This window comes from Bradyrhizobium sp. (assembly GCF_052389815.1).
Taxonomy (GTDB): domain Bacteria; phylum Pseudomonadota; class Alphaproteobacteria; order Rhizobiales; family Xanthobacteraceae; genus Bradyrhizobium.
The window spans coordinates 56,353-77,636 of record NZ_JBQTHN010000006.1 but is presented as its reverse complement, the minus strand read 5'-3'; the positions used below and the strand labels follow the sequence as shown (position 1 = coordinate 77,636).

At 64.1% G+C, this 21,284-nt stretch carries 20 protein-coding genes, 1 tRNA gene and 1 pseudogene; 9 read left to right on the top strand and 13 right to left on the bottom strand.

Annotation, left to right across the window (positions count from 1 at the left end; all coding sequences use genetic code 11):
- The first annotated feature begins 183 nt into the window (after nt 1-183).
- Nucleotides 184-1,605, top strand: coding sequence for a flavin monoamine oxidase family protein (locus ACT4OC_RS02510; protein WP_444837424.1), 1,422 nt, complete (start codon nt 184-186; stop codon nt 1,603-1,605).
- Nucleotides 1,605-2,321, top strand: coding sequence for an ATP-binding protein (locus ACT4OC_RS02505; protein WP_444837423.1), 717 nt, complete (start codon nt 1,605-1,607; stop codon nt 2,319-2,321). The genes ACT4OC_RS02510 and ACT4OC_RS02505 overlap by 1 nt, the downstream gene beginning before the upstream one ends.
- On the opposite strand, the gene ACT4OC_RS02500 is transcribed toward ACT4OC_RS02505, so the two are convergent.
- From ACT4OC_RS02500 to rpmI, 6 genes are all read right to left on the bottom strand, one after another.
- On the bottom strand, nt 2,278-3,054 hold the full coding sequence (locus ACT4OC_RS02500; RefSeq protein WP_444837422.1) for a sulfite exporter TauE/SafE family protein: 777 nt from the start codon (nt 3,052-3,054) through the stop codon (nt 2,278-2,280). The two genes, ACT4OC_RS02505 and ACT4OC_RS02500, sit on opposite strands and share 44 nt — an antisense overlap.
- 73 nt (nt 3,055-3,127) lie before the next feature.
- Nucleotides 3,128-5,536 carry a phenylalanine--tRNA ligase subunit beta gene (gene pheT, locus ACT4OC_RS02495; RefSeq protein ID WP_444837421.1) on the bottom strand — a complete coding sequence of 803 codons (2,409 nt, stop codon included), beginning with the start codon at nt 5,534-5,536 and terminating at the stop codon, nt 3,128-3,130.
- Between the two features lie 10 nt (nt 5,537-5,546).
- Entirely contained in the window at nt 5,547-5,936 is a 390-nt protein-coding gene (locus ACT4OC_RS02490; RefSeq protein WP_444837465.1) for an ASCH domain-containing protein, read from the bottom strand.
- Between the two features lie 2 nt (nt 5,937-5,938).
- A complete protein-coding gene (gene pheS / locus ACT4OC_RS02485) occupies nt 5,939-7,021 on the bottom strand; it encodes a phenylalanine--tRNA ligase subunit alpha (RefSeq protein WP_444837420.1) in 1,083 nt (360 codons plus the stop codon).
- A 198-nt stretch (nt 7,022-7,219) separates the two neighbouring features.
- Complete coding sequence (gene rplT, locus ACT4OC_RS02480; RefSeq protein WP_291611553.1) at nt 7,220-7,579, bottom strand: 50S ribosomal protein L20; 360 nt, start codon at nt 7,577-7,579, stop codon at nt 7,220-7,222.
- Nucleotides 7,580-7,646: 67 nt separating this feature from the next.
- On the bottom strand, nt 7,647-7,847 hold the full coding sequence (rpmI, locus tag ACT4OC_RS02475) for a 50S ribosomal protein L35 (protein ID WP_008539890.1): 201 nt from the start codon (nt 7,845-7,847) through the stop codon (nt 7,647-7,649).
- A 264-nt stretch (nt 7,848-8,111) separates the two neighbouring features.
- Here rpmI and ACT4OC_RS02470 point away from each other — a divergent pair, with 264 nt between their 5' ends.
- The gene (locus tag ACT4OC_RS02470) at nt 8,112-8,528 is read left to right on the top strand and encodes a hypothetical protein (RefSeq protein WP_444837419.1); all 417 of its coding nucleotides are present in this window, start codon (nt 8,112-8,114) and stop codon (nt 8,526-8,528) included.
- Nucleotides 8,529-8,622: 94 nt separating this feature from the next.
- On the opposite strand, the gene infC is transcribed toward ACT4OC_RS02470, so the two are convergent.
- Nucleotides 8,623-9,162, bottom strand: coding sequence for a translation initiation factor IF-3 (gene infC, locus ACT4OC_RS02465; protein ID WP_444837464.1), 540 nt, complete (start codon nt 9,160-9,162; stop codon nt 8,623-8,625).
- Nucleotides 9,163-9,391: 229 nt separating this feature from the next.
- On the opposite strand from infC, the gene ACT4OC_RS02460 reads away from it, so the two are divergent.
- Both ACT4OC_RS02460 and ACT4OC_RS02455 read left to right on the top strand, forming a co-directional pair.
- Complete coding sequence (locus ACT4OC_RS02460) at nt 9,392-10,192, top strand: alpha/beta hydrolase (protein WP_444837418.1); 801 nt, start codon at nt 9,392-9,394, stop codon at nt 10,190-10,192.
- Between the two features lie 151 nt (nt 10,193-10,343).
- Nucleotides 10,344-10,811: a nuclear transport factor 2 family protein gene (locus tag ACT4OC_RS02455; protein ID WP_444837417.1), complete on the top strand. Its 468-nt coding sequence runs from the start codon at nt 10,344-10,346 to the stop codon at nt 10,809-10,811.
- 144 nt (nt 10,812-10,955) lie between these two features.
- Here the strand turns inward: ACT4OC_RS02455 and queG are convergent, their stop codons facing one another.
- Together queG and ACT4OC_RS02445 are read right to left on the bottom strand one after the other, a co-directional pair.
- A complete protein-coding gene (gene queG, locus ACT4OC_RS02450; protein ID WP_444837416.1) occupies nt 10,956-12,176 on the bottom strand; it encodes a tRNA epoxyqueuosine(34) reductase QueG in 1,221 nt (406 codons plus the stop codon).
- Nucleotides 12,125-12,817, bottom strand: coding sequence for a glutathione S-transferase family protein (locus ACT4OC_RS02445; protein ID WP_444837415.1), 693 nt, complete (start codon nt 12,815-12,817; stop codon nt 12,125-12,127). Before ACT4OC_RS02445 ends, queG begins: the two co-directional genes overlap by 52 nt.
- A 229-nt stretch (nt 12,818-13,046) precedes the next feature.
- Between ACT4OC_RS02445 and ACT4OC_RS02440 the strand changes: the two genes are divergently transcribed.
- On the top strand, nt 13,047-13,853 hold the full coding sequence (locus tag ACT4OC_RS02440) for an undecaprenyl-diphosphate phosphatase (protein WP_444837414.1): 807 nt from the start codon (nt 13,047-13,049) through the stop codon (nt 13,851-13,853).
- A 140-nt stretch (nt 13,854-13,993) separates the two neighbouring features.
- Here the strand turns inward: ACT4OC_RS02440 and ACT4OC_RS02435 are convergent, their stop codons facing one another.
- Nucleotides 13,994-14,962, bottom strand: coding sequence for a complex I NDUFA9 subunit family protein (locus tag ACT4OC_RS02435; protein WP_444837413.1), 969 nt, complete (start codon nt 14,960-14,962; stop codon nt 13,994-13,996).
- 146 nt (nt 14,963-15,108) lie between these two features.
- Between ACT4OC_RS02435 and ACT4OC_RS02430 the strand changes: the two genes are divergently transcribed.
- Nucleotides 15,109-15,195: transfer RNA gene (locus ACT4OC_RS02430), tRNA-Leu, on the top strand.
- Nucleotides 15,196-15,308: 113 nt separating this feature from the next.
- Here the strand turns inward: ACT4OC_RS02430 and ACT4OC_RS02425 are convergent.
- The 3 genes and pseudogenes from ACT4OC_RS02425 to ACT4OC_RS02415 all read right to left on the bottom strand — a co-directional run.
- Nucleotides 15,309-15,527, bottom strand: a pseudogene (locus ACT4OC_RS02425) (transposase); the annotation flags it as partial.
- A gap of 186 nt (nt 15,528-15,713) precedes the next feature.
- Nucleotides 15,714-16,769 (bottom strand): hypothetical protein, encoded by a 1,056-nt coding sequence (locus tag ACT4OC_RS02420; protein ID WP_444837412.1) that lies wholly within the window; start codon nt 16,767-16,769, stop codon nt 15,714-15,716.
- A gap of 263 nt (nt 16,770-17,032) precedes the next feature.
- The gene (locus ACT4OC_RS02415; RefSeq protein WP_444837411.1) at nt 17,033-17,926 is read right to left on the bottom strand and encodes an alpha/beta hydrolase family protein; all 894 of its coding nucleotides are present in this window, start codon (nt 17,924-17,926) and stop codon (nt 17,033-17,035) included.
- Nucleotides 17,927-18,105: 179 nt separating this feature from the next.
- On the opposite strand from ACT4OC_RS02415, the gene ACT4OC_RS02410 reads away from it, so the two are divergent.
- The gene (locus tag ACT4OC_RS02410; protein ID WP_444837410.1) at nt 18,106-19,173 is read left to right on the top strand and encodes a DUF2332 domain-containing protein; all 1,068 of its coding nucleotides are present in this window, start codon (nt 18,106-18,108) and stop codon (nt 19,171-19,173) included.
- A 112-nt stretch (nt 19,174-19,285) separates the two neighbouring features.
- On the top strand, nt 19,286-21,022 hold the full coding sequence (locus ACT4OC_RS02405) for a GNAT family N-acetyltransferase (RefSeq protein WP_444837409.1): 1,737 nt from the start codon (nt 19,286-19,288) through the stop codon (nt 21,020-21,022).
- Nucleotides 21,023-21,284 lie beyond the last annotated feature (262 nt).

Genomic DNA, 21,284 nt, shown 5'->3' with positions numbered 1-21,284 from the left:
CCCCACAAGCGGCTTTGGAACCGCTTTTTTCATTCCATATCATGGTCGAAAGCCGTTGCAATTCAGTTCATCATCTGCGGCGTTCAATCATGATTGATTCACCATGAGTGTTGCCGCTTCCGTACGAATGCGGCAAAGTTCGCAACATGTTCTCAGCCGTATCAAGCGCCCGGAAACCATGACATGACAATGACGCGCCGCGATTTCCTGTCGGCGTCCGCGGCCCTGGCTATGGCTCCGGCGTTCGGCTGGCCGGCCCGGGGCGCGCCCCTGCCGCGGGAAGCGGACATTGTCGTGATCGGTGCCGGCGCAGCCGGCATCGCTGCAGCGCGGCGAATTGCTGCGGCGGGCCGCAAGGCGATCGTGCTGGAGGCTGCGAACCAGCCCGGCGGCCGCTGCATCACGGATAGCTCGACCTTCGGCGAGCCGTTCGACCGCGGCGCCCGCTGGATCCATAATCCCGAGACCAATCCGATGATCCGGCTCGGCCGCGCCGCCGGGCTCGAGATCATGCCGGCCCCTTCGGGGCAGAAGATCCGCATCGGCCGCCGCAATGCGCGGGCGGGCGAGACGGAGGAATTCCTGGCCGCGCTGGTCAAGGCCAACCGCGCCATCGATGAAGCCTCGCGCAGGTTCGACGTTTCCTGCGCATCCGTGATGCCGAAGGAGCTCGGCGACTGGGCCGGCACGGCCGAGTTCGTGTTGGGGGCGGGTTTCGCCGGCAAGGATCTCAAGGATATTTCCGTCGTCGACAAGATCCGCGCGCAGGATCGCAACTCGGCGATCGCCTGCCGGCAGGGATTGGGAACGCTGATCGCAAGACTCGCCGAGCAGCTGCCGCTGGCGCTGTCGACGCCCGCCAGCCGCATCGAATGGGGCAACCGCGATGCCGTCGTGCAGACGCCGGCCGGCCGGCTCACGGCGCGCGCCGCCATCATCACGGTGTCGAGCAATGTGCTCGCCGGCGGCAACATCAAGTTCGCGCCCGACCTGCCGAAGCGCACGCTCGATGCGGCCGCGAAGCTCGGGCTCGGCAGCTACGACCACATCGCGCTGCAGATGCAGGGCAATCCGCTTGGACTGGCGCGCGACGATATTCTGATCGAACAGAGCAACTCGACGCGCACGGCGCTTCTCTACGCCAATATGGGCGGCAGCTCGCTGTGCTCGATCGATGTCGGCGGCTCCTTTGGCCGCGATCTCTCGGCGCAAGGCGAGGCCGCCATGGTCGCGTTCGCGATCGAGTGGCTGACCAGGATGTTCGGCAGCGACGTCGCCAAGGCCGTGACCAGGTCGGGCGCAACCCGCTGGAACGCGTCTCCCCACGTGCAGGGCGCGATGTCGGTGGCGCCGCCGGGCGCGCAATCCTCACGCAAGCTTCTCGGCGAGCCGGTCGGCTGCATGTATTTTGCAGGCGAGGCCACGCACGAAACGCTGTGGGGCACGGTGGACGGCGCCTGGGAGAGCGGCGAGCGCGCCGCCGAGGCTGCACTGCGCCGGATCGGCGCCCTGCGCAACGAGCCTGCAAAGCAGGCGCCGCCCGTGAAGCGGCGGAAGTCGGGCGACTTGCCGCGTGCCGGATTGCCGGGGACGGCGGTCAACTGATGCAACAGCCCAAAGGCAAACCCAGGGCGCTGATCTCCTGGTCCAGCGGCAAGGACAGCGCGTTCGCGCTTCATGAAGTGCGCCGCGCCGGCGAGTTCGACGTGATCGGCGCACTCACTACCGTGACGGAAACGTTCGAGCGGGTCTCGATCCACGGCGTACGCCGGGAAATCCTGCATGCGCAGTGCGAAGCGGCGAGTTTGCCGCAACGCATCGTGCCGATTCCCTACCCCTGTCCAAACGAAGTCTACGAAGCGCGAATGGGTGAGGCGGTGGCAAGCGCGGTGCGCGAAGGCGTCACCCACATGATCTTTGGCGATTTGTTCCTCGCCGACATTCGCGCCTACCGCGAGCAGAAACTGGCAGGCACCGGCATCACGCCGATCTTCCCGCTGTGGGATCGCCCGACGCCGGCGTTGGCGCAGGCGATGATCGCAAGCGGGCTGGAGGCCTACCTTGCGACCGTCGACCTGATGAAGCTGCCGGCGGAGTTCGCCGGCCGCAGGTTCGATGCGCAGCTGCTTGCCGACCTGCCTGACGGCATCGATCCCTGCGGCGAGAACGGTGAATTCCACACCTGCGTCGTGGCCGGCCCGATGTTCACGCGAAGGCTGCCGGTCGAGACCGGAGAGCGTGTCGTCCGCGACGGCTATGCCTATTGCGATCTCGCGCTCACGACGGGCGCAAAACGCCGTCGAGCGCAGGCAGCCCGATGACGACGGCGGCCGCGATCAGGGCGTAGCAGATCGCGCGGAACACGGCCTCGCTGGCCCGGCCGAACAGCGAAGCGCCGAACCAGACGCCGACCGCATAGACCGGCCCGACAAGCAGGGAAAACTTGATCGCGTCTGCGTTGATCAGTCCGCTCACGGCATAGGCCACCGCGGAGAAGAAATCGGAAGCCCCGAAGAACAGCACGATGTTGGCGCGCGCGATCACCGAAGCGATCGGCCGGCCCAGCCAGTAGCCGACGATGGGCGGGCCGCCGGTCTGCGCGAGGCCACTGCAAAAGCCGGCGAGCCCGCCGACGCCGACGGAGATCGAGGCGTGCTCCTTGCCGCGGTAACGCCAACCGGAAAGCAGCAGCACGAGCAGGGCGGCAACGAAGCCGGAGATGATCCAGCGTGTCGTGACCGGCTCGAGCCGGGTGAGGAAATAAGTGCCGATGGGTACACCGATCAGCGCGCCGGCGACCATCACGGCGGTGGCCTTGCGGTCGGCTTGCTTCCAGGCGTTGGGCAAGAGCGGCAGTGCCGCCACGAAATCGATGATCAGCAGGAGTGCGGCGACGAGCTTTGGCGCGGCCATGCTGCTCGCGAGCGGCATGAAGATCAGCGCGGAACCGAAGCCGGAGACACCGCGCGCCGTGCCGGAGACGAAGGCGATCGCGCAGATTGCGATCGCCGCTGACGTCGTGAGGTCGGCCGGGATGAGGCCCGACAAGCTCATGCGCTACTTCTTGCGCATGATCTAACCGAATACCGCTCCACACTTTGCGCTAACGCGGCCCTCCGGGTCGGGATCATGCGCGCAACGTGCCGCCGGTCTTCCTGGTGACTTCGGCCACGATCCTGGCCGCCACCGCGTCGATCTCCTGATCGGTCATCGTTTTCTCGCGCGGCTGGATGGTCACGGCGATCGCCAGCGACTTCTTGTCGGGATCGATGCCCTTGCCCTCATAGAGGTCGAACACGGTTACATCAGTGATCAACTTCTTGTCGACGCCTTGCGCCGCGCGCACGAGATCGCCGGCCTTGATCTTGCGGTCGACGATGAAGGCGAAGTCGCGCGACACCGGCTGGAACGCAGAGAGTTCCAGTACCGGCTTGGCGCGCGTCGCCTTCTGCTTGGCCTCGGGGATGCGATCGAGGATCACCTCGAATGCCATCAGCGGGCCGTCGGCGCCGAGTGCCTCCAGCGCGCGGGGATGCATCTCGCCGAAATAGCCGAGCACGTTCTGCGGGCCGATCTGGATGGTGCCGGAGCGGCCGGGGTGCAGCCATTTCGGCCCGCCCGACACGATCTGCAGCGCCTGCATCGGCGCGCCGGCAGCCGCCAGCACGGCGAACGCATCGGCCTTGGCATCGAGCGCATCGGCCGCGGCGGAGCCCGCCCAGTGACGCCCCAGTCCCGCGGACGACGCGAAACCGTGGCGCACGCCGGAGGCCGCCATCAGCTGGTTTTCCGGCCTGTCGCCCTTGAAGACTTGGCCGACCTCGAACAGCGCGACGTCGGAGCAGCCGCGATTGATATTGGCCTGCGAGGCCGCGATCAGGCCGGGCAGCAGGCTCGGCCGCATGTCGGAGAGATCGGAGGCGATCGGATTGGCGAGCGCAAGCTCGGCCTGACCGCCGCCGAACAGTTCAGCGGCAGGTTTCGAGATGAAGGACCATGTCACCGCCTCGACCATGCCGCGCGCCGCCAATGCGCGCTTGCTGCGGGCGGTGCGCTGCTGCATCGACGTCAGCACCGACTTGCGCGGCTCCTCGCCGCGGCCGAACGGCGTCTCCGGTACCTTGTCGACTCCGAAGATGCGTACCACTTCCTCGACGATGTCCGCCTTGCCATGTGCGTCGGTGCGCCAGGAGGGCACGGCGACTTTCACCACCGGTCCGCTGCCGGCCACCATGAAACCGAGCCGCGCGAGGATGCGCTTCATCTCGGCGACCGGGACATCGAGGCCGGCGAGGCGCTTGACCTCGCTGACCGGGAAATCGATCAGGCGATCCTCGCCGAAGCGGTTGCCGACCACGACAGTGTCCGACGGCGTGCCGCCGCACATGTCGAGCACCAGCTGCGTAGCCAGCTCGAGCCCGGGCACCATGAAGGCGGGATCGACGCCGCGCTCGAAGCGGTAGCGCGCGTCGGAGTTGATGCCGAGCTTGCGGCCGGTCTGGGCGATGTTGATCTCGTTCCACAGCGCCGATTCGATCAGCACGTCGGTGGTGTTCTCGTCGCAGCCCGAGGTTTCGCCGCCCATGATGCCGGCCAGCGACTCGACGCCATGCGCGTCGGCGATGACGCAGATCGAAGGATCGAGATCATAGGTGCGGCCGTCGAGCGCCAGCAGGCTCTCGCCCTCGCGCGCGCGGCGCACGGTGAGATTCCCCGTCACCTTCCTCGCGTCGAACACGTGCAGCGGACGCGCGCGGTCGTAGGTCATGTAGTTGGTGATATCGACCAGCGCGTTGATGGGCCGAAGGCCGATCGAGGTGAGGCGCTTCTGCAGCCAATCCGGCGAGGCGCCGTTCCTGACGCCGCGCACCAGCCGCAGCGCGAAACCCGGGCAGAGTGTCGCGTCCTCGACCGTCACCTGCACAGGGCAGGGGAATTCTCCCTTGACCGGCTTGATCGCGGGATCGATGAACTTGCCCATGTCGGCGGCGAACAGGTCGCGCGCGATGCCATGCACGCCGGTGCAGTCCTGCCGGTTCGGCGTCAAATTGATCTCGATCACGGGATCGCCGAGGCCGGCCCATTCGGCATAGCCCTTGCCGACCGGCGCGTCCGCCGGCAGCTCCATGATGCCGTCATGGTCGTCGGAAATCTGCAGCTCGGCCGCCGAGCACAGCATGCCGCGGCTCTCGACGCCGCGGATGGTGCCGACGCCGAGCGTGATGTTCTTGCCGGGAATATACGTTCCGGGCGGCGAGAATACGCTGATCAGGCCTGCGCGCGCATTCGGCGCGCCGCACACCACCTGTACCGGCGCGCCGCCGTCGCCGGTATCGACGGTGCAGACGCGCAGCCGGTCGGCATTCGGATGCTGCTCGGCGGTGACGACGCGCGCGATCGTGAACGGCGCCAATGCCTTCGCCTTGTCCTCGATGCTCTCGACCTCGAGGCCGATCATGGTGAGCTTGTCGGCGAGCTTGTCCAGCGGCTCGTCGGTGTCGAGATGTTCCTTCAGCCAGGAGAGCGTGAATTTCATGGCGTAATTCCTAGAAGACCTCGACCAGGCGGAAGCGTTCGCACATCAGCATCATGTCGTCGCGAAACTTGCCCTGCCGGCCGAAATAATTGCGGTGCGCATCGCGCCAGTAGTCGAGGCTGCGGTCGCCTTCGCCTTCTTCGTAGGCAAAGGCGGCATCGACCTCGCCGAAGCGGCGATAGGTCACCTCGGTCGATTCGATCACGCAACGCGGTTCGCCGCGTCCGTCGAGCACGATCCAGCGCTCGCCGGGGGTCGATGTGTTCGGCTCGTCCTCGGTGCTGCAAGTAGCGGTCTTGACGCCCCGGATGACGAGATCGAGCAGCTCGTCGGCCAGCGCAGGCCCGTCGCCGAACGCGAACGACCGCAGGCTCTGATACTTCTCCGGGACGGCGCTCATGTTCACGAGCTGAGGCCTCCTGCAAGCGTCGGCACGTCGTGCGGCCTGAAGCCGTAATGCGACAGCCAGCGCACGTCGCTGTCGAACAGCTGGCGCAGGTCGCTCATGCCGTACTTCAGCATCGCGATGCGGTCGATGCCCATGCCCCAGGCAAAGCCCTGATAGACGTCGGGATCGATGCCGCAGGCGCGCAGCACGTTGGGATGCACCATGCCGCAGCCGAGGATTTCCAGCCAATCCTCGCCTTCGCCAAAGCGGATCTCGCCCTTGTCGCGCCGGCACTGGATGTCGACTTCCAGCGACGGCTCGGTGAAGGGAAAGAACGAGGGGCGGAAGCGCATGTTGATGTGGTCGACCTCGAAGAACGCCTTGCAGAACTCGTGCAGGATCCATTTGAGGTGGCCGAGATGCGATTCCTTGTCGATGACGAGGCCTTCGACCTGGTGGAACTGCGGCGTGTGGGTCGCATCCGAGTCGATGCGGTAGGTGCGCCCCGGGCAGATCACTCGGATCGGCGGCTGCTGGCTCAGCATGGTGCGCACCTGCACCGGCGAGGTGTGGGTGCGCAGCAGCATGCGCGAACCATCATCCTTCGGATTGAAGAAGAAGGTGTCGTGCATCTCCCGCGCCGGATGGCCTTCCGGGAAATTCAGCTTGGTGAAGTTGTAGTCGTCGGTCTCGATGTCGGGGCCTTCGGCGACGGAAAATCCCATGTCGGCGAAGATAGTCGTCAGCTCGTCCCAGACCTGGCTCAGCGGATGGATGCGGCCGGTCTCCGCCGGCGCATCGCGCAGCGGCAGCGTGACGTCGATGGTCTCCGAAGCCAGCCGTGCCTCGAGCGCCGCCGATTTCAGGACATCGCGCCGTGCGGCGAGCGCCTCGGTCACCTTGTCCTTGGCGAGGTTGATCGCGGCACCCTGCGTCTTGCGCTCGTCGGGCGACATCTTGCCGAGGGTGGCGAGCAGCGCGGAGATCGAGCCCTTCTTGCCGAGCGAAGCGACGCGGACGGCTTCCAGCGCCGCCTCGTCGCCTGCGGCGGCGATCTGCTCGAGGATGGTTTTTTCAAGCGTTGCGAGGTCGGACACGGTTCAGTCCCTTCCGGAAGGAGGCCGCTGCCGTGGTCACGAGGCCCACGGGAGTGAATTCCGCGTTCGGCGCGACCTGCCGAGGAAGCAGGCCAGCCGGCACGACGTCCATTGCTGGTTCACCGCGTCCTCCCGGGCGGAGGCCGCCCGGCGTCATTGCGTGAAATGCGAAGGCCGCGAGATCCCGAGCGGGACGGATCAGGCCGCCAGCGCCGCCTTCGCCTTCTCGGCGATCGCCTGGAACGCCGCCGGCTCGTTGATGGCGAGATCGGACAGAACCTTGCGGTCGACCACGATGCCCGACTTCGACAGGCCGTCGATAAACCGGCTGTAGGTCATGCCGAACGGGCGCACCGCGGCGTTGAGGCGCTGGATCCAGAGCGCGCGGAAGGTGCGCTTCTTGCGCTTGCGGTCGCGGAAGGCGTACTGGCCGGCCTTCTCCACCGCCTGCTTGGCGGCGCGGATCGTGTTCTTGCGGCGGCCGTAATAGCCCTTGGCGGCCTTGTAGACTTTCTTGTGCTTGGCGTGAGAGGTCACACCGCGTTTGACGCGAGACATGACAAAAATCCTTACTTCAGAGATGACGGTTGGCCGCGCGCACGCGGCCCGGCTAAGCGGGAAGCGATCAGGCGTTCGGCAGGAAATACTTCTTGACGTTGTCGCCGTCGGTCTTGAACAGCACGCGGGTGCCGCGCAGCTGACGAATCTGCTTCTTGGTCCGCTTGATCATGCCGTGGCGCTTGCCGCGCTGGGCATGCATGACTTTGCCGGTGGCAGTCACCTTGAAGCGCTTTTTAGCGCCGGACTTGGTCTTCAGCTTGGGCATTTGGCTCTCCTGTTGCGCCAGCACAAATGCGCCCGCGAAGGGGCAAGGCCGGCTGAAATGCTCGTTAGAGCGTTGAAAGTGCTAAGGTTTTGCCAAACAGGCAACCTTGCACGGACATCGCCACGGCAGCCCTTGATCAGCCGGGCGATGAAGGTCGGGCTTATGGCAGACGAAAAGCCATTTTGCAACGATGAACCGCGGATGGGTCTGGCCGGACGAAGGGCTGTCATCATCACATGACAAGTTCGCAAGGGCAGGAAGCAAATGACCGCATTTCCCATGATTTCTCGATATTTCACCGCTTTTCCGCGCGTTCGCGCCTTCGAATCGCTGCTCGCCGTCGCCGCACTGGCGGCGCTCACCGTCGCCGACGCCGCGCCGGCCCAGGCCGCCGGCCGTTATGACGGCACCTGGACCACGGTGTTTGCCACCACGCGCGGCAATTGCTCCTCAGGCTACAGCGTGCCCTTCCTGGTGATTGGAAGCCGGGTGGCCTCGGCCGGCGGCGGCCGCGTCTCCGGCTCCGTCACCCGCTCCGGCAGCGTTGCCGTGGCGGTATCGGTCGGCGCCTCCCGCGCCTCGGGCGGCGGGCGGCTGGTCGGCAATTCCGGTTCCGGCCGCTGGAGCGGCATCATCACCGGCGATCGCTGCAGCGGGACGTGGCAGGCGACACGGAGTTGAAGCGCGAAACGACAGGAAATCAGGCACCGAAATCAAACGGCCCGCCGGATCGCCCGGCGGGCCGTTTGCATTCGAAGCTGTCGGCGCGGCCGAATCAGCGCGGCGCCAGCACCATCACGACCTGGCGGCCCTCGAACTTCGCGTCCTGCTCGACCTTGGCGATCTCGGCGACGTCGGCCTTCACCTTGTCGAGCAGTTTAGTGCCGATCTCCTGGTGCGCCATTTCACGGCCACGGTAGCGCAGGGTGATCTTCACCTTGTCGCCTTCCTCGAAGAAGCGCTGCATCGCGCGCATCTTCACGTCGTAGTCGTGATCGTCGATCATCGGCCGCAGCTTGATCTCCTTGATCTCCACGACCTTTTGTTTCTTGCGGGCTTCCGCGGCTTTCTTCTGCGCCGAATATTTGTACTTCCCGTAGTCCATGATCTTGCAGACGGGGGGATTGTTGTTCGGCGAAATCTCGACGAGATCCATGCCCGCTTCCACGGCCATCCGGATGGCCGTCACTGTTTCGACGGTGCCCTTGTTGGCGCCGTCGGCGTCGATCAGCTGGATCTGTGCATTGCGGATGTCATCATTGATGCGCGGCCCGTCTTTGGCGACTTGGGGCGGGGCTCTATTGGGACGGCGAATGGGTAGTTCTCCGAGGTTGTGAAAGGGAAGCCGTTACTTTGAAGCAAGAAGAGGCTACGGGCAAGCGAACTCGTACCGCTCGCGGGCTAAAACCGCCGAACGCGCGGCATTTTGCCCACGCACGGCAGATAGAGAACCGCCCCTTCCTCCGCAAGCGCCTTTGCGCAGGTATCGTTGACGGATCATCCCCATCAGCGGAAAAGGGGCGTCGATTGCGAGTGACAGGCCCATGAACCAAGCCATTGCCGAGCCCGACACCACCGCGCGGGAACCCGCCTTCCTCGATGTCGGCGAGGGCGCCACCCATCGCCGGATCGCGGTGCGCGCGCGCAATGGAAAGCCACCTGGACTGTTCTGGCTTGGCGGGTTCAATTCCGACATGCGCGGCACCAAGGCGCTGGCGCTGGATGCCTGGGCCGCGGAGCACGGCCGCGCCTGCGTGCGCTTCGACTATTCCGGTCACGGCGAATCGGGCGGCACTTTTGCCGAGGGGACCATCGGCCGCTGGCTGGAAGAGGCCGTTGCCGTGTTCGAGCAATATTGTTCCGGACCGCAGGTGGTGATCGGCTCGTCGATGGGCGGCTGGATAGCGCTCTTGCTGGCGCGGGAGATTCGCAGGCGCGGTATCGCGAGCGCCTCGCTCGCCGGCCTCGTGCTGATCGCGCCGGCGCCGGATTTCACGGAAGCGCTGATGTGGAAGGGCTTCCCGGCCGATGTGCGCGAAGAGATCATGACCAGGGGCGTCTGGCACCGGCCCTCGCAATATGGCGATCCCTATCCGATCACCCGCGCGCTGATCGAGGAAGGGCGCAATCATCTTCTGCTCGGCAGCGCCATCGAGGTCGGATGTCCCGTTCGCATCCTGCAGGGCGCGCAGGATCCGGACGTCCCCTGGCAGCACGCGTTTGCGCTGGCGCAGCGGCTGCCAAGCGAAGACGTCGTGCTCACCATGATCCAGGACGGCGACCATCGCCTGTCCCGCCCGCAGGACATCGCGCGCATCATGGCCGCCGTGGCCGAGATCGGCTGACGCTGCACACTCCCGATTGTCATCGCCCGGTTTGACCTGGTTTGACCGGGCGATCCAGTACGCCGCGGCCTATCGATTTATCGCACCGGCTCTGGAATACTGGATGCCCCGCCTGCGCGGGGCATGACAAGAAAAAATCGGGGAGACGCCGATGAACACGGAACAATTGCTGTGCGCCTTTTGCGACGCTGTCGAAAGGCACAATGGCAAGGCGTTTGCCGAGCTCTTTGCCGAGGATGGCGTCTATCACGACGTGTTCTACGGCGCGTTCAAGGGACGGTCGAAAATCGCCGAGATGATCGACGACGTCTTCTATCGCACCGCGACCGACTTCCGCTGGGACATGCATTCGCCGGTCAGCGACGGCAAGACGCTCTATGCGCATTACACCTTCAGCTACCGCTCGACGCTGCCGGAAGCCAAGGGCGCGCGGGTGATGTTCGAGGGCGTGGCGATGATGAAGCTGCGCGATGGGAATATCCTGGAGTATCACGAGGTCGCCAACACGGCGCCCGCGTTCGTCGACATGAACTTCGCGCCGGAGCGGATTGCGAAGATTTTCGCCAAGCAGGGCGCGGCGCTGAAGGCGCGGCCCGAGATGCGGCGGCATCTGGCCTGAATCGCACCTCCCGTCATTGCGAGGAGCGAAGGCGGAAGCAATCCAGCTTTCTTGTTGCGGCGAAGGAAGCTGGGTTGCTTCGCGGAGCCTGTCATCGGGCGCGCATTCGCGCGACCCGTTGGCTCGCAATGACGGCGGTGTGACTTACGACGGCGGTACGCTCGTCGTCGGCTTGCACTGCGAAGCATTGCGCCATTCGGCTTGAACATCTTCGTTCGTTTCGTTGCCGAGCGCATTTCTTGCCGATGCACTGAATTCTTCCGCCGTCATCAATTGGCCCAGCGCCCACACCGCGGCACCCCGCACCAACGGACTCGCGTCGCCAAGCAATCGCGCCGCTTCCGCGGCCAGCGCCGCATTGCCGGAGTTGCCGATCGCGATCAGCACGTTGCGGATGAAGCGGTCACGGCCGATGCGCTTGACCGGCGACTTCGAAAACAGAGCGCGAAAGGCAGGATCATCGAGGCGGGCGAGCTCGGCGAGTTGCGGCTCGCGCAATTCCGCGCGTGCTGCAAGCTTTGCCTCGCGGCCGACCTGCGCGAACTTGTTCCAGGGGCACACCGCGAGGCAATCGTCGCAGCCATAGATGCGGTTGCCCATCGCTTTGCGGAATTCGTGCGGGATCGGGCCCTTGTTCTCGATGGTCAGATACGAGATGCAGCGCCGCGCATCGAGCTTGTAGGGCGCGGGGAAAGCCGCGGTCGGGCAGATTTCCTGACACGCGGTGCAGGAGCCGCAATGATCGACATCGGGCTCGTCGCGCGGCAGGTCGGATGCGCTGAAGATCGCGCCCAGGAACAACCACGAGCCGAACTCGCGCGAGACGAGATTGGTGTGCTTGCCCTGCCAGCCGAGGCCGGCCGCTTGCGCGAGCGGCTTCTCCGTCACGGCGGCGGTGTCGATGAACACCTTGACGTCGTCGCCGGTGGTCGTCGCGAGCCAGCGCGCCAGCGTCTTCAGCCGCTTCTTGATGACGTCGTGATAATCGTCGCCCTGCGCATAGGCCGAGATCGTGCCGCGCGTGCGCTTCTGCAAGGCGAGCAGCGGATCTTCATCCGGCCCATAGTTGAAGCCGAGCATGACGATGGAGCGCACGCCCGGCCACAATGCACGCGGGTGCATGCGCCGTTCCGGATTGGCGGCGAGCCAGTCCATGTCGCCATGGCCGCCGGCCTCGAGGAATTCGCGGAAGCGCAGCCCGGCTTCGCCGACCGAGTCCGGACCGGTCACGCCGATGCAGTCGAAGCCGAGCGCGGCGGCCTCGCGCGCGAGCGCAGTCTTGATTTCGGCGGGCGCGAGTTTTGCGGTCGTGCTCAGAAGTCGAGGTCCACATAGGTGCGCGAGGCCGGCACGCCCGCCAGCCACTCGCTGAGCAGCGGACGGAACGACGGGCGGGACTTCACCCGCGCGTACCACGCCTTTGCCGCGTCGTCCTCCGACCATGGCACGTCGCCCAGATAGTCGATCGCCGACAGATGCGCCGCGGCGGCGAGATCCGCGTAGGTCGGCCGGTCGCCGGCGAGATAGTTTCGCGTCCGCGCCAGCCAGCCGATATAGGCCAGATGATAGCGCACGTTGGCCTTGGCTGCGCGGATCGCTTCCGCAGCCGGCGCGCCGCCGCCGTCCTGCCCGCTCATGAAGCGCTTGTAGATGCGCTCGGTGACCAGCGGGCCGGAAGCCTCCTCGAAGAACTTGTCATTGAACCAGGCCATCAGCCGCCGCACCTCGATGCGCTCGCCCATGGCAACGGGCATCAGCCGCTTTTGATCCATCTCGGCGCCGTAGGCCTCGTCGATGAATTCGGCGATGATGCCGGCGCCCGGAACGGCAGGCATGCCTTCGGCGAACAGCACCGGCGTGGCGGCCGCGGGATTGAGCGCCAGAAAGGCCTCGCGCCGTTCCCATACCCGCTCCTCGACCAGCCGCACGTCGAACCCATATTCGCCGAGGATCAGCCGGACGAAGCGCGAATGCGGACAGAAGGCATGATGAAACAGCGTGAACATGCAGCTCTTGCAATGAGGTTCCGGGTCTCGACGGAAGTGATTTGACTAGACGGAAGCGATTTAACAATTCCTCAATCGCCGCAGGCCGGGAGGGTACCTGAGCACACGTTTGAGGCAACCGGTGATTTTACGCCTTTTTGCGATTGCGGCTGGGATGCGAATAGGCCAGAAGGACACGGCTTTTCGCCCCACGGCGGTCACCGATCATAACACGAAAGCAGGCCTCGGCATGATGTCTGATACGATCAGGGCAATCATTCTCGGCATCATCGAAGGGGTCACCGAGTTCCTGCCGGTGTCCTCGACCGGCCACATGCTGCTGGCAGAACGATTCTTCGATCTCGGCGAAGGCGAGTTCTGGAACAGTTTCACGATCCTGATCCAGCTCGGCGCGATCCTCGCCATCGTCGCGCTTTATTTCGTCAAGCTCTGGAACGTTGCGGTCAACATGTTCAGCGATCCCGACGCGCGGCGTTTCGTGATCGGCGTGCTGATCGCGTTCCTGCCGGCGGTGATTGTCGGGCTGCTCGCGGGCAAGTTCATCAAGGGCTATCTGTTCAATCCGTGGGTCATCTGCTTCACGCTGATCGTCGGCGGCGCCATCCTGCTCTGGGTCGACCAGCTGGATCTCAAGCCCGTCGAGTACGATGCCACGCTTTTTCCGCTGCCGATGTATCTGTGGATCGGTATCGCGCAGTGCGTCGCGATGATCCCCGGAGTATCGCGCTCGGGCGCCTCGATCGTGGCGGCGATGCTGCTCGGCGCCGACAAGCGCTCGGCCGCGGAATTCTCCTTCTTCCTCGCCATCCCGACCATGATCGGTGCCTTCGCCTACGACTTCTACAAGAGCCACGGCGAGATGACGACGGGCAATCTCGGCATCGTCGCCATCGGCTTCGTGGTGTCGTTCATCACGGCGATGATCGTGGTGAAGACGTTCCTCACCTACGTGCAGCGCCACGGCTTCGTCCTGTTCGCCTGGTGGCGCGTCATCGTCGGCACGGTAGGCCTGATCGCGCTGGCGGTGGGGATGTGAGGCGTTCGGCATCACGACACATCCGTCGTCATGGCCGGGCTTGACCCGGCCATCCACGTCTTTGTCACCGCAGGTAGGAAGACGTGGATGCCCGGGACAAGCCCGGGCATGACGAGCTGAGAGAGCGTCGGTAGGCCCGCTCACGCGTCCTTGCGCTGGAACTGACCCATGGGGCGGAAGCGCCAGAGATATTGCGGGGCGATGGCGGCCATCGGCTCCGGCGCGATGCCGAGGCCCTGCAAGGTGAGGCCAGCGGCCTTCGCCGCATCCGACACCACCTTGTCGGTCTTCAGCAGTTCGACCTGGTCGGGCGTCAGCTTCAGCGCGCCCGGCGCGAATTGCAGGAACAGCGCCTGCAACTTGGCGAGGCCGAACGGCAGCGACAGCAGCATGCGGTCGCGGTCGGTGATGTCGCAGATCATTTGCATGATCTCGCGCATGGTCAGCACGTCGGGGCCGCCCAGCTCGTAGGTCGCGCCCGCTTTGGTCTTGCCGTCGACGGCATCCGCAATCGCGCTGGCGACGTCGCCGACATAGACCGGCTGCATGCGGGTGAGGCCGCCGCCGATCAGGGGCAGCGCCGGCGAGACCTGCGCCAGCGCGGCAAAGCGGTTGGTGAACTGGTCCTCGGGGCCGAACACCACGGCGGGGCGGATGATGGTGGCCGACGGCACGGCCTCCAGCGTCGCCTTCTCGCCGGCAGCCTTGGTGCGGGCGTAAACGGAGGCCGAATTCTCATCGGCACCGATGGCCGAGACGTGCACGACCCGGGCGCCGATCTCGGCTGCCGCCTTGGCCACCGTCCCGGAGGCGCGGGCGTGAACCGCCTCGAACGATTGTGCGCCCGCGGGATTGAGGATGCCGGTCAGGTTGACGACGATGTCGGAACCGCGCATCGCCGCCTGGACCGAGGCGGCATTGCGCACATTGGCCTGCACGGGGTGGATCTGGCCGACCTTGCCGGCCGGTTGCAGGTAGAATGCCAGTTCCGGCCGGCGCACCGCGACACGGATGCGGTAGTCGCGCTTGCAGAGCGCCCGGACCACGTTCCGTCCCAAGAAGCCCGATCCGCCGAAAACCGTGACGAGCGTTTCCAGGTTCGATGCCATGGGGGTATTCCTGCGGTCAAAAGTTGCGCAATGGCGGATATTTAGCGGATTCGCGATACGCCATCATGCCGGTCCTGTACAGCGGATTTGGCGAGCCCATCTTGCGATTTGACAATCCTGCGACCGATCCTTAGTAACCCGCCCGGGCCCAGGTGGCGGAATTGGTAGACGCGCTGGCTTCAGGTGCCAGTGGCTTCACGGCCGTGAAGGTTCGAGTCCTTTCCTGGGCACCATTGCCCTTGCCCCGAGGTGCGACCGGCTCAAAGAAGCAACTCCCAAGCTCGCGGCCAAACTTCAGCGGATGGACTGGGACTTCACACGGCCTGCATCGAGCTCAGCAATGCTCGAGTTCGACCGCGCCAGCGCGGGTCTCCCAGGTCCGGTCGCGGTAGCCGTTGCGTTGGGCCAGACGCTCGGGGCTCTTCTCGCCATAGGTTGCCCCGGTCTGGCTTTCCACTTCCAGCTCCATCAGGCGCGGGGCCGCAAAGCCGATCATCTCGCGCAACAGATCGGCATCAGGGGTCTTCTCCACGAGCGTGCGCAGGTTCATCATATCGTCGGTCATCGGTGGTTCCTCGAATCAGGTTGGTGTCGCAACCCAAACCTTACCGACGAATCATCGGTGACCACCGCAAAGCCGCCCGCCCGCTACGGCGCTGTTGGGGGCGCGCGTGCGGACGGCTTTGATCTACCGAGCTACACCCTCACTGGGGACACGACCACGTGGACCTTTCTCAGCCGAGCCCGACCTCTATTGAGAGTGCGTTAGAACTCCTTTTGCACGCTGATCCGGGGTACCCATTCCGCGCCGATTGGCGTTCTGCCGCCTCAGGCTGTACGTCAATACATGCCCCACCAGCTCTTCATATTTGATCCCGTGCAATGCAGCCGAACGGTAGATCGTTGACGCCGGAGCCATGTTGCAGGCGATATTGACCTCGATGAAGACTGCCCGGCGAGTTTCGGGATCATAGCGGAAATCGAACCGCCCATAGTCGAACGGAGATATCGCCGCCGCCATCCGAGCTGTCGCCTGCAGGACCTCCTGGGCGCCGGGTCCCTGATAGGGGCCAGATTTGTAGGTATTGTCGAGACCGCGCTTCCCCTCGTTGGTCAGCACATTGTCGCCCGGGCGCCCGTGCTCCTCGAAGGGCGGAAACGAGCCTACTGGAAAGCCCTCCACGGCCGGAACCGTCAGATTGAGGCCCGGCACGAACTCTTCGGCAATGAATTGGCGCCCTTCATGGCGCGGATCCGCAATCGCTGCGAGCGCGTTCCGCCAATCGGCGTCATTGTCTACTTTCATGACCGCATCGGAGGCGATACCGCCTCTCGGCTTGACGATCCATGAGCCAGGCAGGCTGAAATCTCTGTTCTGAAGGTCGGAGCGGCTTATCACCTTGTGTTTGGCGACCGCGATGCCGAGTGAAGCAGCCACGTGCTTGGCGAGCACCTTGTCTTCAGACAGCGCCCGCGTCGTCGCCGATGATCCAAGGCAGGGGACACCGTGATAGGCCGCAATCGCGGGCGCGAGGAGTTCGTGCCCGTCGAATATCGCGTGAGAATGGATCGCGTAGAGGAAATCGAAGCCGAGCGGTCCAAACAGCACCTTGTGCTCAGCCGCAGGCGTAACCCTGAAACCAAGGTCACGGAGAGCCTTGAGCAGCAAGGCATGATAGACGACGTGATAACCATATTTCGCCCTGCGTTCCGGGCTCGAATCGAGCGCATGTTTCGCGAGAAACAGAACATGCGTTTCGGCCCGTTCTTCCCGACTAGGGCTCAGCAGGTAATTCGAGATCTGCATTTCGGCCCCCTGGTTCCGCTTTTAAAAAGCGAAGGGATCTTCCCGGGGGCATCAGGCTGGGGTAACAGCCATTGCTGCCAATTGCCCCCTCTCCATTGAAAATAGGCTAGCACCGTTAGGTGCCGCGCGCCATCCTCCGCTGAAGTGACACGGCGGTTACTGCGGCGTGATATCCGCATATTCGGCCTTCAGGTCCGCGGACGGAACGACAGGCCGCCGGTCCGGCGTAGGTATAAAGCGCGGGCCGCACCCTTTACCGGGTGCTACTTCCACTCAAATCGGTCAGCTGACTCCAGCTTGGACCGAAACTCTCCGCGCAGGCCTGCCAGGGCCTCCTTCTCGCCCTTCAGATAAGCATCGAAGAACAACACGGCTCCCTCCTCCACTATGCGCGTGTAACGGGTGAGCCGTTCCGGACCATGTGCGTGCGGTCCGTGCGCCAGGCCCGAGAATGCGTTGTGGCCGGCGCCGTCAAGCACCAGCAGGTATTGATGCGGGATCGCCAGGGTTTCGTACGGAACGGTTCTTTGTATGGGATCGAACTCCTTGTTGCCGGGGACGGCGTTGCCGTCCGCCGTACCGGTGATGTGAAAAAGCGGGATCTCGATATCGCGATAAAGCGCCGCCAGGTCGCCGCCTTGAATGGGCACGTTCGGGCTCATCACCAAGCCCGCCTTGATTCTGGGCTCCCTGAACGACCATCGTCCGCCCGGTCCCATCCTTTGACCTGCGGCAACCATCGTTGAAACGCCGCCATAAGAGTGCCCGGCCATTCCGATCCGGACCAGATCGAGGTGCCCGGCCAGTGGGCCTTCACGATTCATGCGTGCGATCTCGTCCAGCGCGAAAGGTACATCTTGCGCCCGTAGCCGCGCTGCTTCGGCATTCCACATGGCTTGGCGAAGCGAGCGGTAAACCTCGGGGAGAGAAGTCGCGCTTTGCCAGACTGAGCTGTCTGTGCCCGGATGCTGCAAGTGCAGCGCCACGTACCCGCTTTCGGCCAGGCGCCGCCCAAGGTAGGGCATCGACTCGCGCGATCCGCCGACGCCGTGCGAGACGACGATCACCGGGTAGGTTCCCTCGACAGAAGCAGGGGCATAAAGCCGGTAAGGCACTGTGCGGTCGCGGTTTTCGTCGCGCAGCACGCCCTCGGTCATGGTGTGTCCTGAGGCTTGATCCATGGCTTCACTTCGTCTGTCGGTCGGGGGGCAAATTCGCCTCTGAAAGAGCCCACCGCGCCTGCTTCCTTGACCGAACAGGCCGCAAGCTCTAAAAAAACGAGATTGCGAGCCACTGCCAAGACATCTGTTGTTTGCGTTGTTTGCGGGGGCGTACCGTGGTGGTCTTTGAGACAACCGCTCATTATTACCGCTTCTTTGCCAACGAGTCGCGTCGAGGCGGATCGCCTCTCTATGAAAAGCTGTCGCTTGGGATCGCGGACAGTCCGGCGCTTCAGAGCCTGACGGCGCGGCGCAGGAGAGGTCAACCGTCGGCCAATCTCCTTTTCGGCGCGGTACAATATCTCCTGCTTGGCGATATCGATGATCCCCTCAAGGACTACTATCCGAGCCTTGGTGGCACGCGCCCGGTTGACGATCGGGCGTTTGGGCTGTTCGCCGCTTTCTGCATCGCCCACGAAGCGGAAATCGTGAACATAATCTCGCGGCGTGCCACCAACACCAACGAGGTTGGCCGCAGCGCACTGCTGCTACCGGCATTCGACTTCCTCGCGCGGGGAACCGGCGCCCCGCTTGGTATCGTGGAGATCGGATCCAGCGCCGGCCTCAATTTGAATTTCGACCGTTACGGCTATCGATACACGGACGCGCAGGGTGCCGCCAAGCTCGAGCGGTGGACCGACGCACCCTTTCTCCTCTCCTGCGTCCTGGAGGGAGCGGGCGCTCCCCAATTGGGAGAGCGGCCGCCTGCCGTTGGATCGCGAATTGGCCTCGAACTCTATCCAACCGATGTCAGCGATCCGAACGAGCGGCGTTGGCTCAAGGCACTTGTTTGGCCGGAGCGACTCGATCGACTTGCGAAACTGGATGGTGCGCTGAAGGTCGCCGCCCTGCACCCGCCGCCGCCTGCCAGAGGTGGTGACGCCGTGTCGAACTTGACCGCTGCTCTGGCAGAGATTCCGTCCGGTCACGTGCGGTGCGTGTATCACACGGTAATGGCCTATCAACTCTCCGGCGAGCAACACAAGCGTATCCACGAGATATTGTTTGAGGCGAGCAAGACGGCGCCTGTCTGGCGCGTAACGGTGGAAGGGGAAGTCGCGCAGCCCAACCCGACCGAAACATTCAACCCTCTGAAAGTCAGCAGGTATTTCAAGGGCGAGCGACAGGTCAAAACGCTGGCCGTTTGTGACCCTCACGGACTTTCGATGGAGTGGAAGGGGTAACTCGGGCGGGACCAGGACAGCACGCGGGCGGGATACGGCGGTAAGCGGGCAAATCCGTAATTCTCCGGCATGGTGGGCCCGTGCGGAATGAGTGTCTCTGGAAAGAGCGCCCATGCAAGTCGATGTCATCGAGCGTCGCGAAGACCTGTCGCGGCTCAAGGACGACTGGGAGCGCGTTTATGGCGCTGACCCTGAAGGGCAGTTCTTTCTCAGTTGGATCTGGATATCGAACTGGCTGCATCGGGCTCTCTTTCCCTGGGTGGTGCTGGCCGCCAGGGAGGACGAGGAGGGTCCCTTCGTAGCCTTTCTTCCGCTGCACCTGCGAACCGAGCTCGACGAAAAGAGAGGCCTCTACAACAGCATTCGCATGGGCGCCTCTTATTTCGCCGTGTACACGGGATTCCTCTGCCTACCGGAGAACGAGGCAGAGGCACTGCCTGCTTTTGCCAGCCGAATACAGGAAACGCTGAATTGGACTCGGCTGCATCTCGATGATCTGTTTGCGGCGGAGCGTCGACGAAAGCTGTTTCTTGATGCATTTGCAGCGGATGGCTTCGTTGCCGAGAAGATCGTCAGGCATAGGCACTTCACGTCCATCGGAGAAGACATAGATCACGACGTCTATATTTACGTCGACCTCCCGGACAGCTGGGAAGAATATCTCGACAGCCAGCTGGGCCCCAGGACGCGACGGGATGTGCGCAACTTCTTGCGCAAAGCGGACGCGGCTGACGACTTCCGGATCACGGTCGCCGATTCCTCGACCACAGAGCACGCCCTCGATACGTTCGTCCGTTTCTGGACCGCTCAGTGGGAAGCCAAGGCGCCAGGGTACGCTCGCTCTATACTCGGCAACTGCCGGAACATGCTTCCCCCTTGCGCTCAGGCTGGCCGGCTTTTCGTCCCCGTTCTCTGGCAGGGCGATGTCCCCATTGGCGTGCATGTCGCCTTCATAGACCGGGAAAAGCGCTCGCTTGTCTGCTTCCTGGTCGGTCGCGATACCTCGGTGAAAAAGCCGCCGCCCGGCCTCGTCTTGCATGCCTTCAGCATTCGGTGGGCCATCGAGAACGGCTTCAGAACTTACGACCTCGGTACCGGGGACTTCTCCTACAAGTACCGTTTCGGCTCCAGGGAGCGGCTGGTCGAGGGAGTACGCGTTCTCACGAAAGATGGAACCAATCTGGGCGGGCGCCTCGATCGGCGATCCTTGCCTGCCGCGCTTTCCTGGATACGAAGGTTGCTGGCCGAGCGCAGGTTCTATCTCGCCGCAATAGGGTGCAAGCAGGTCCTTGCGGCAGCGCCTGATAACGCCGAGGCCGAGGCTCTCCTGCGGCAGGTAGAGACCGCCGCGGCAAATCGTGCTCTAGGACTGCGGTGGGATGGCAAACTTGCCGACGCTGCTCAGGCTTGCCGTCAGATTCTGGAGGTCGATCCGGGCCACGCCGATGCGCGGCGGCTGCTGAATGAACTTGAGGCCGAGATGCAGCGGGCGCTGCCGGCCGCTCTTTCCTCGGCCAAGCAGTTTCATCAACGGGGTCAGATCGCCGAGGCGGAGAACGCGTATCGCGCGATCCTGAAGGCAAATCCGAACCACTTCGAAGCTTCCTATCTGTTGGGCCTGGTTTTCCTGCAGCAGCACAAATTCGAATCGGCGGAAAGGCAGATTGGATTGGCGATCCGCCTTCAGCCGAATGTTGCCGCATCCCACTACAATCGAGGACTTGCCTTGATGCACCTCGGCCGGCGGGAGGAAGCGTTGGCCAGCTTCGACTCGGCCATCGCGCTCAAGCCCGATTATGCTTTCGCGATCACACAACGGGACAACATCCTGAAGAACGCTCAGGTTTGACACCGAAGCGGTTACTGACTCGTACGGCGGCTCTCGTCCTCGAAACGCGGGCGGGTTAGATAGCGAGTGAGGCGTCCCTCGCTGCCCCAACCGCGCTTTCAGGCAATCGGTTCAAGTGCCCATAGCAGCACCTCAGAACGAAGAGGACGGGCAACAAGCCCACTAAGAGCACGGGGATCCAGGGACCCAGGCCAAAGTACTCCGACCCGGCAATGACCAGGAGAGCAAGCGCAGCGCCCTTGAGCCAGTAGCCCGTTCGGAT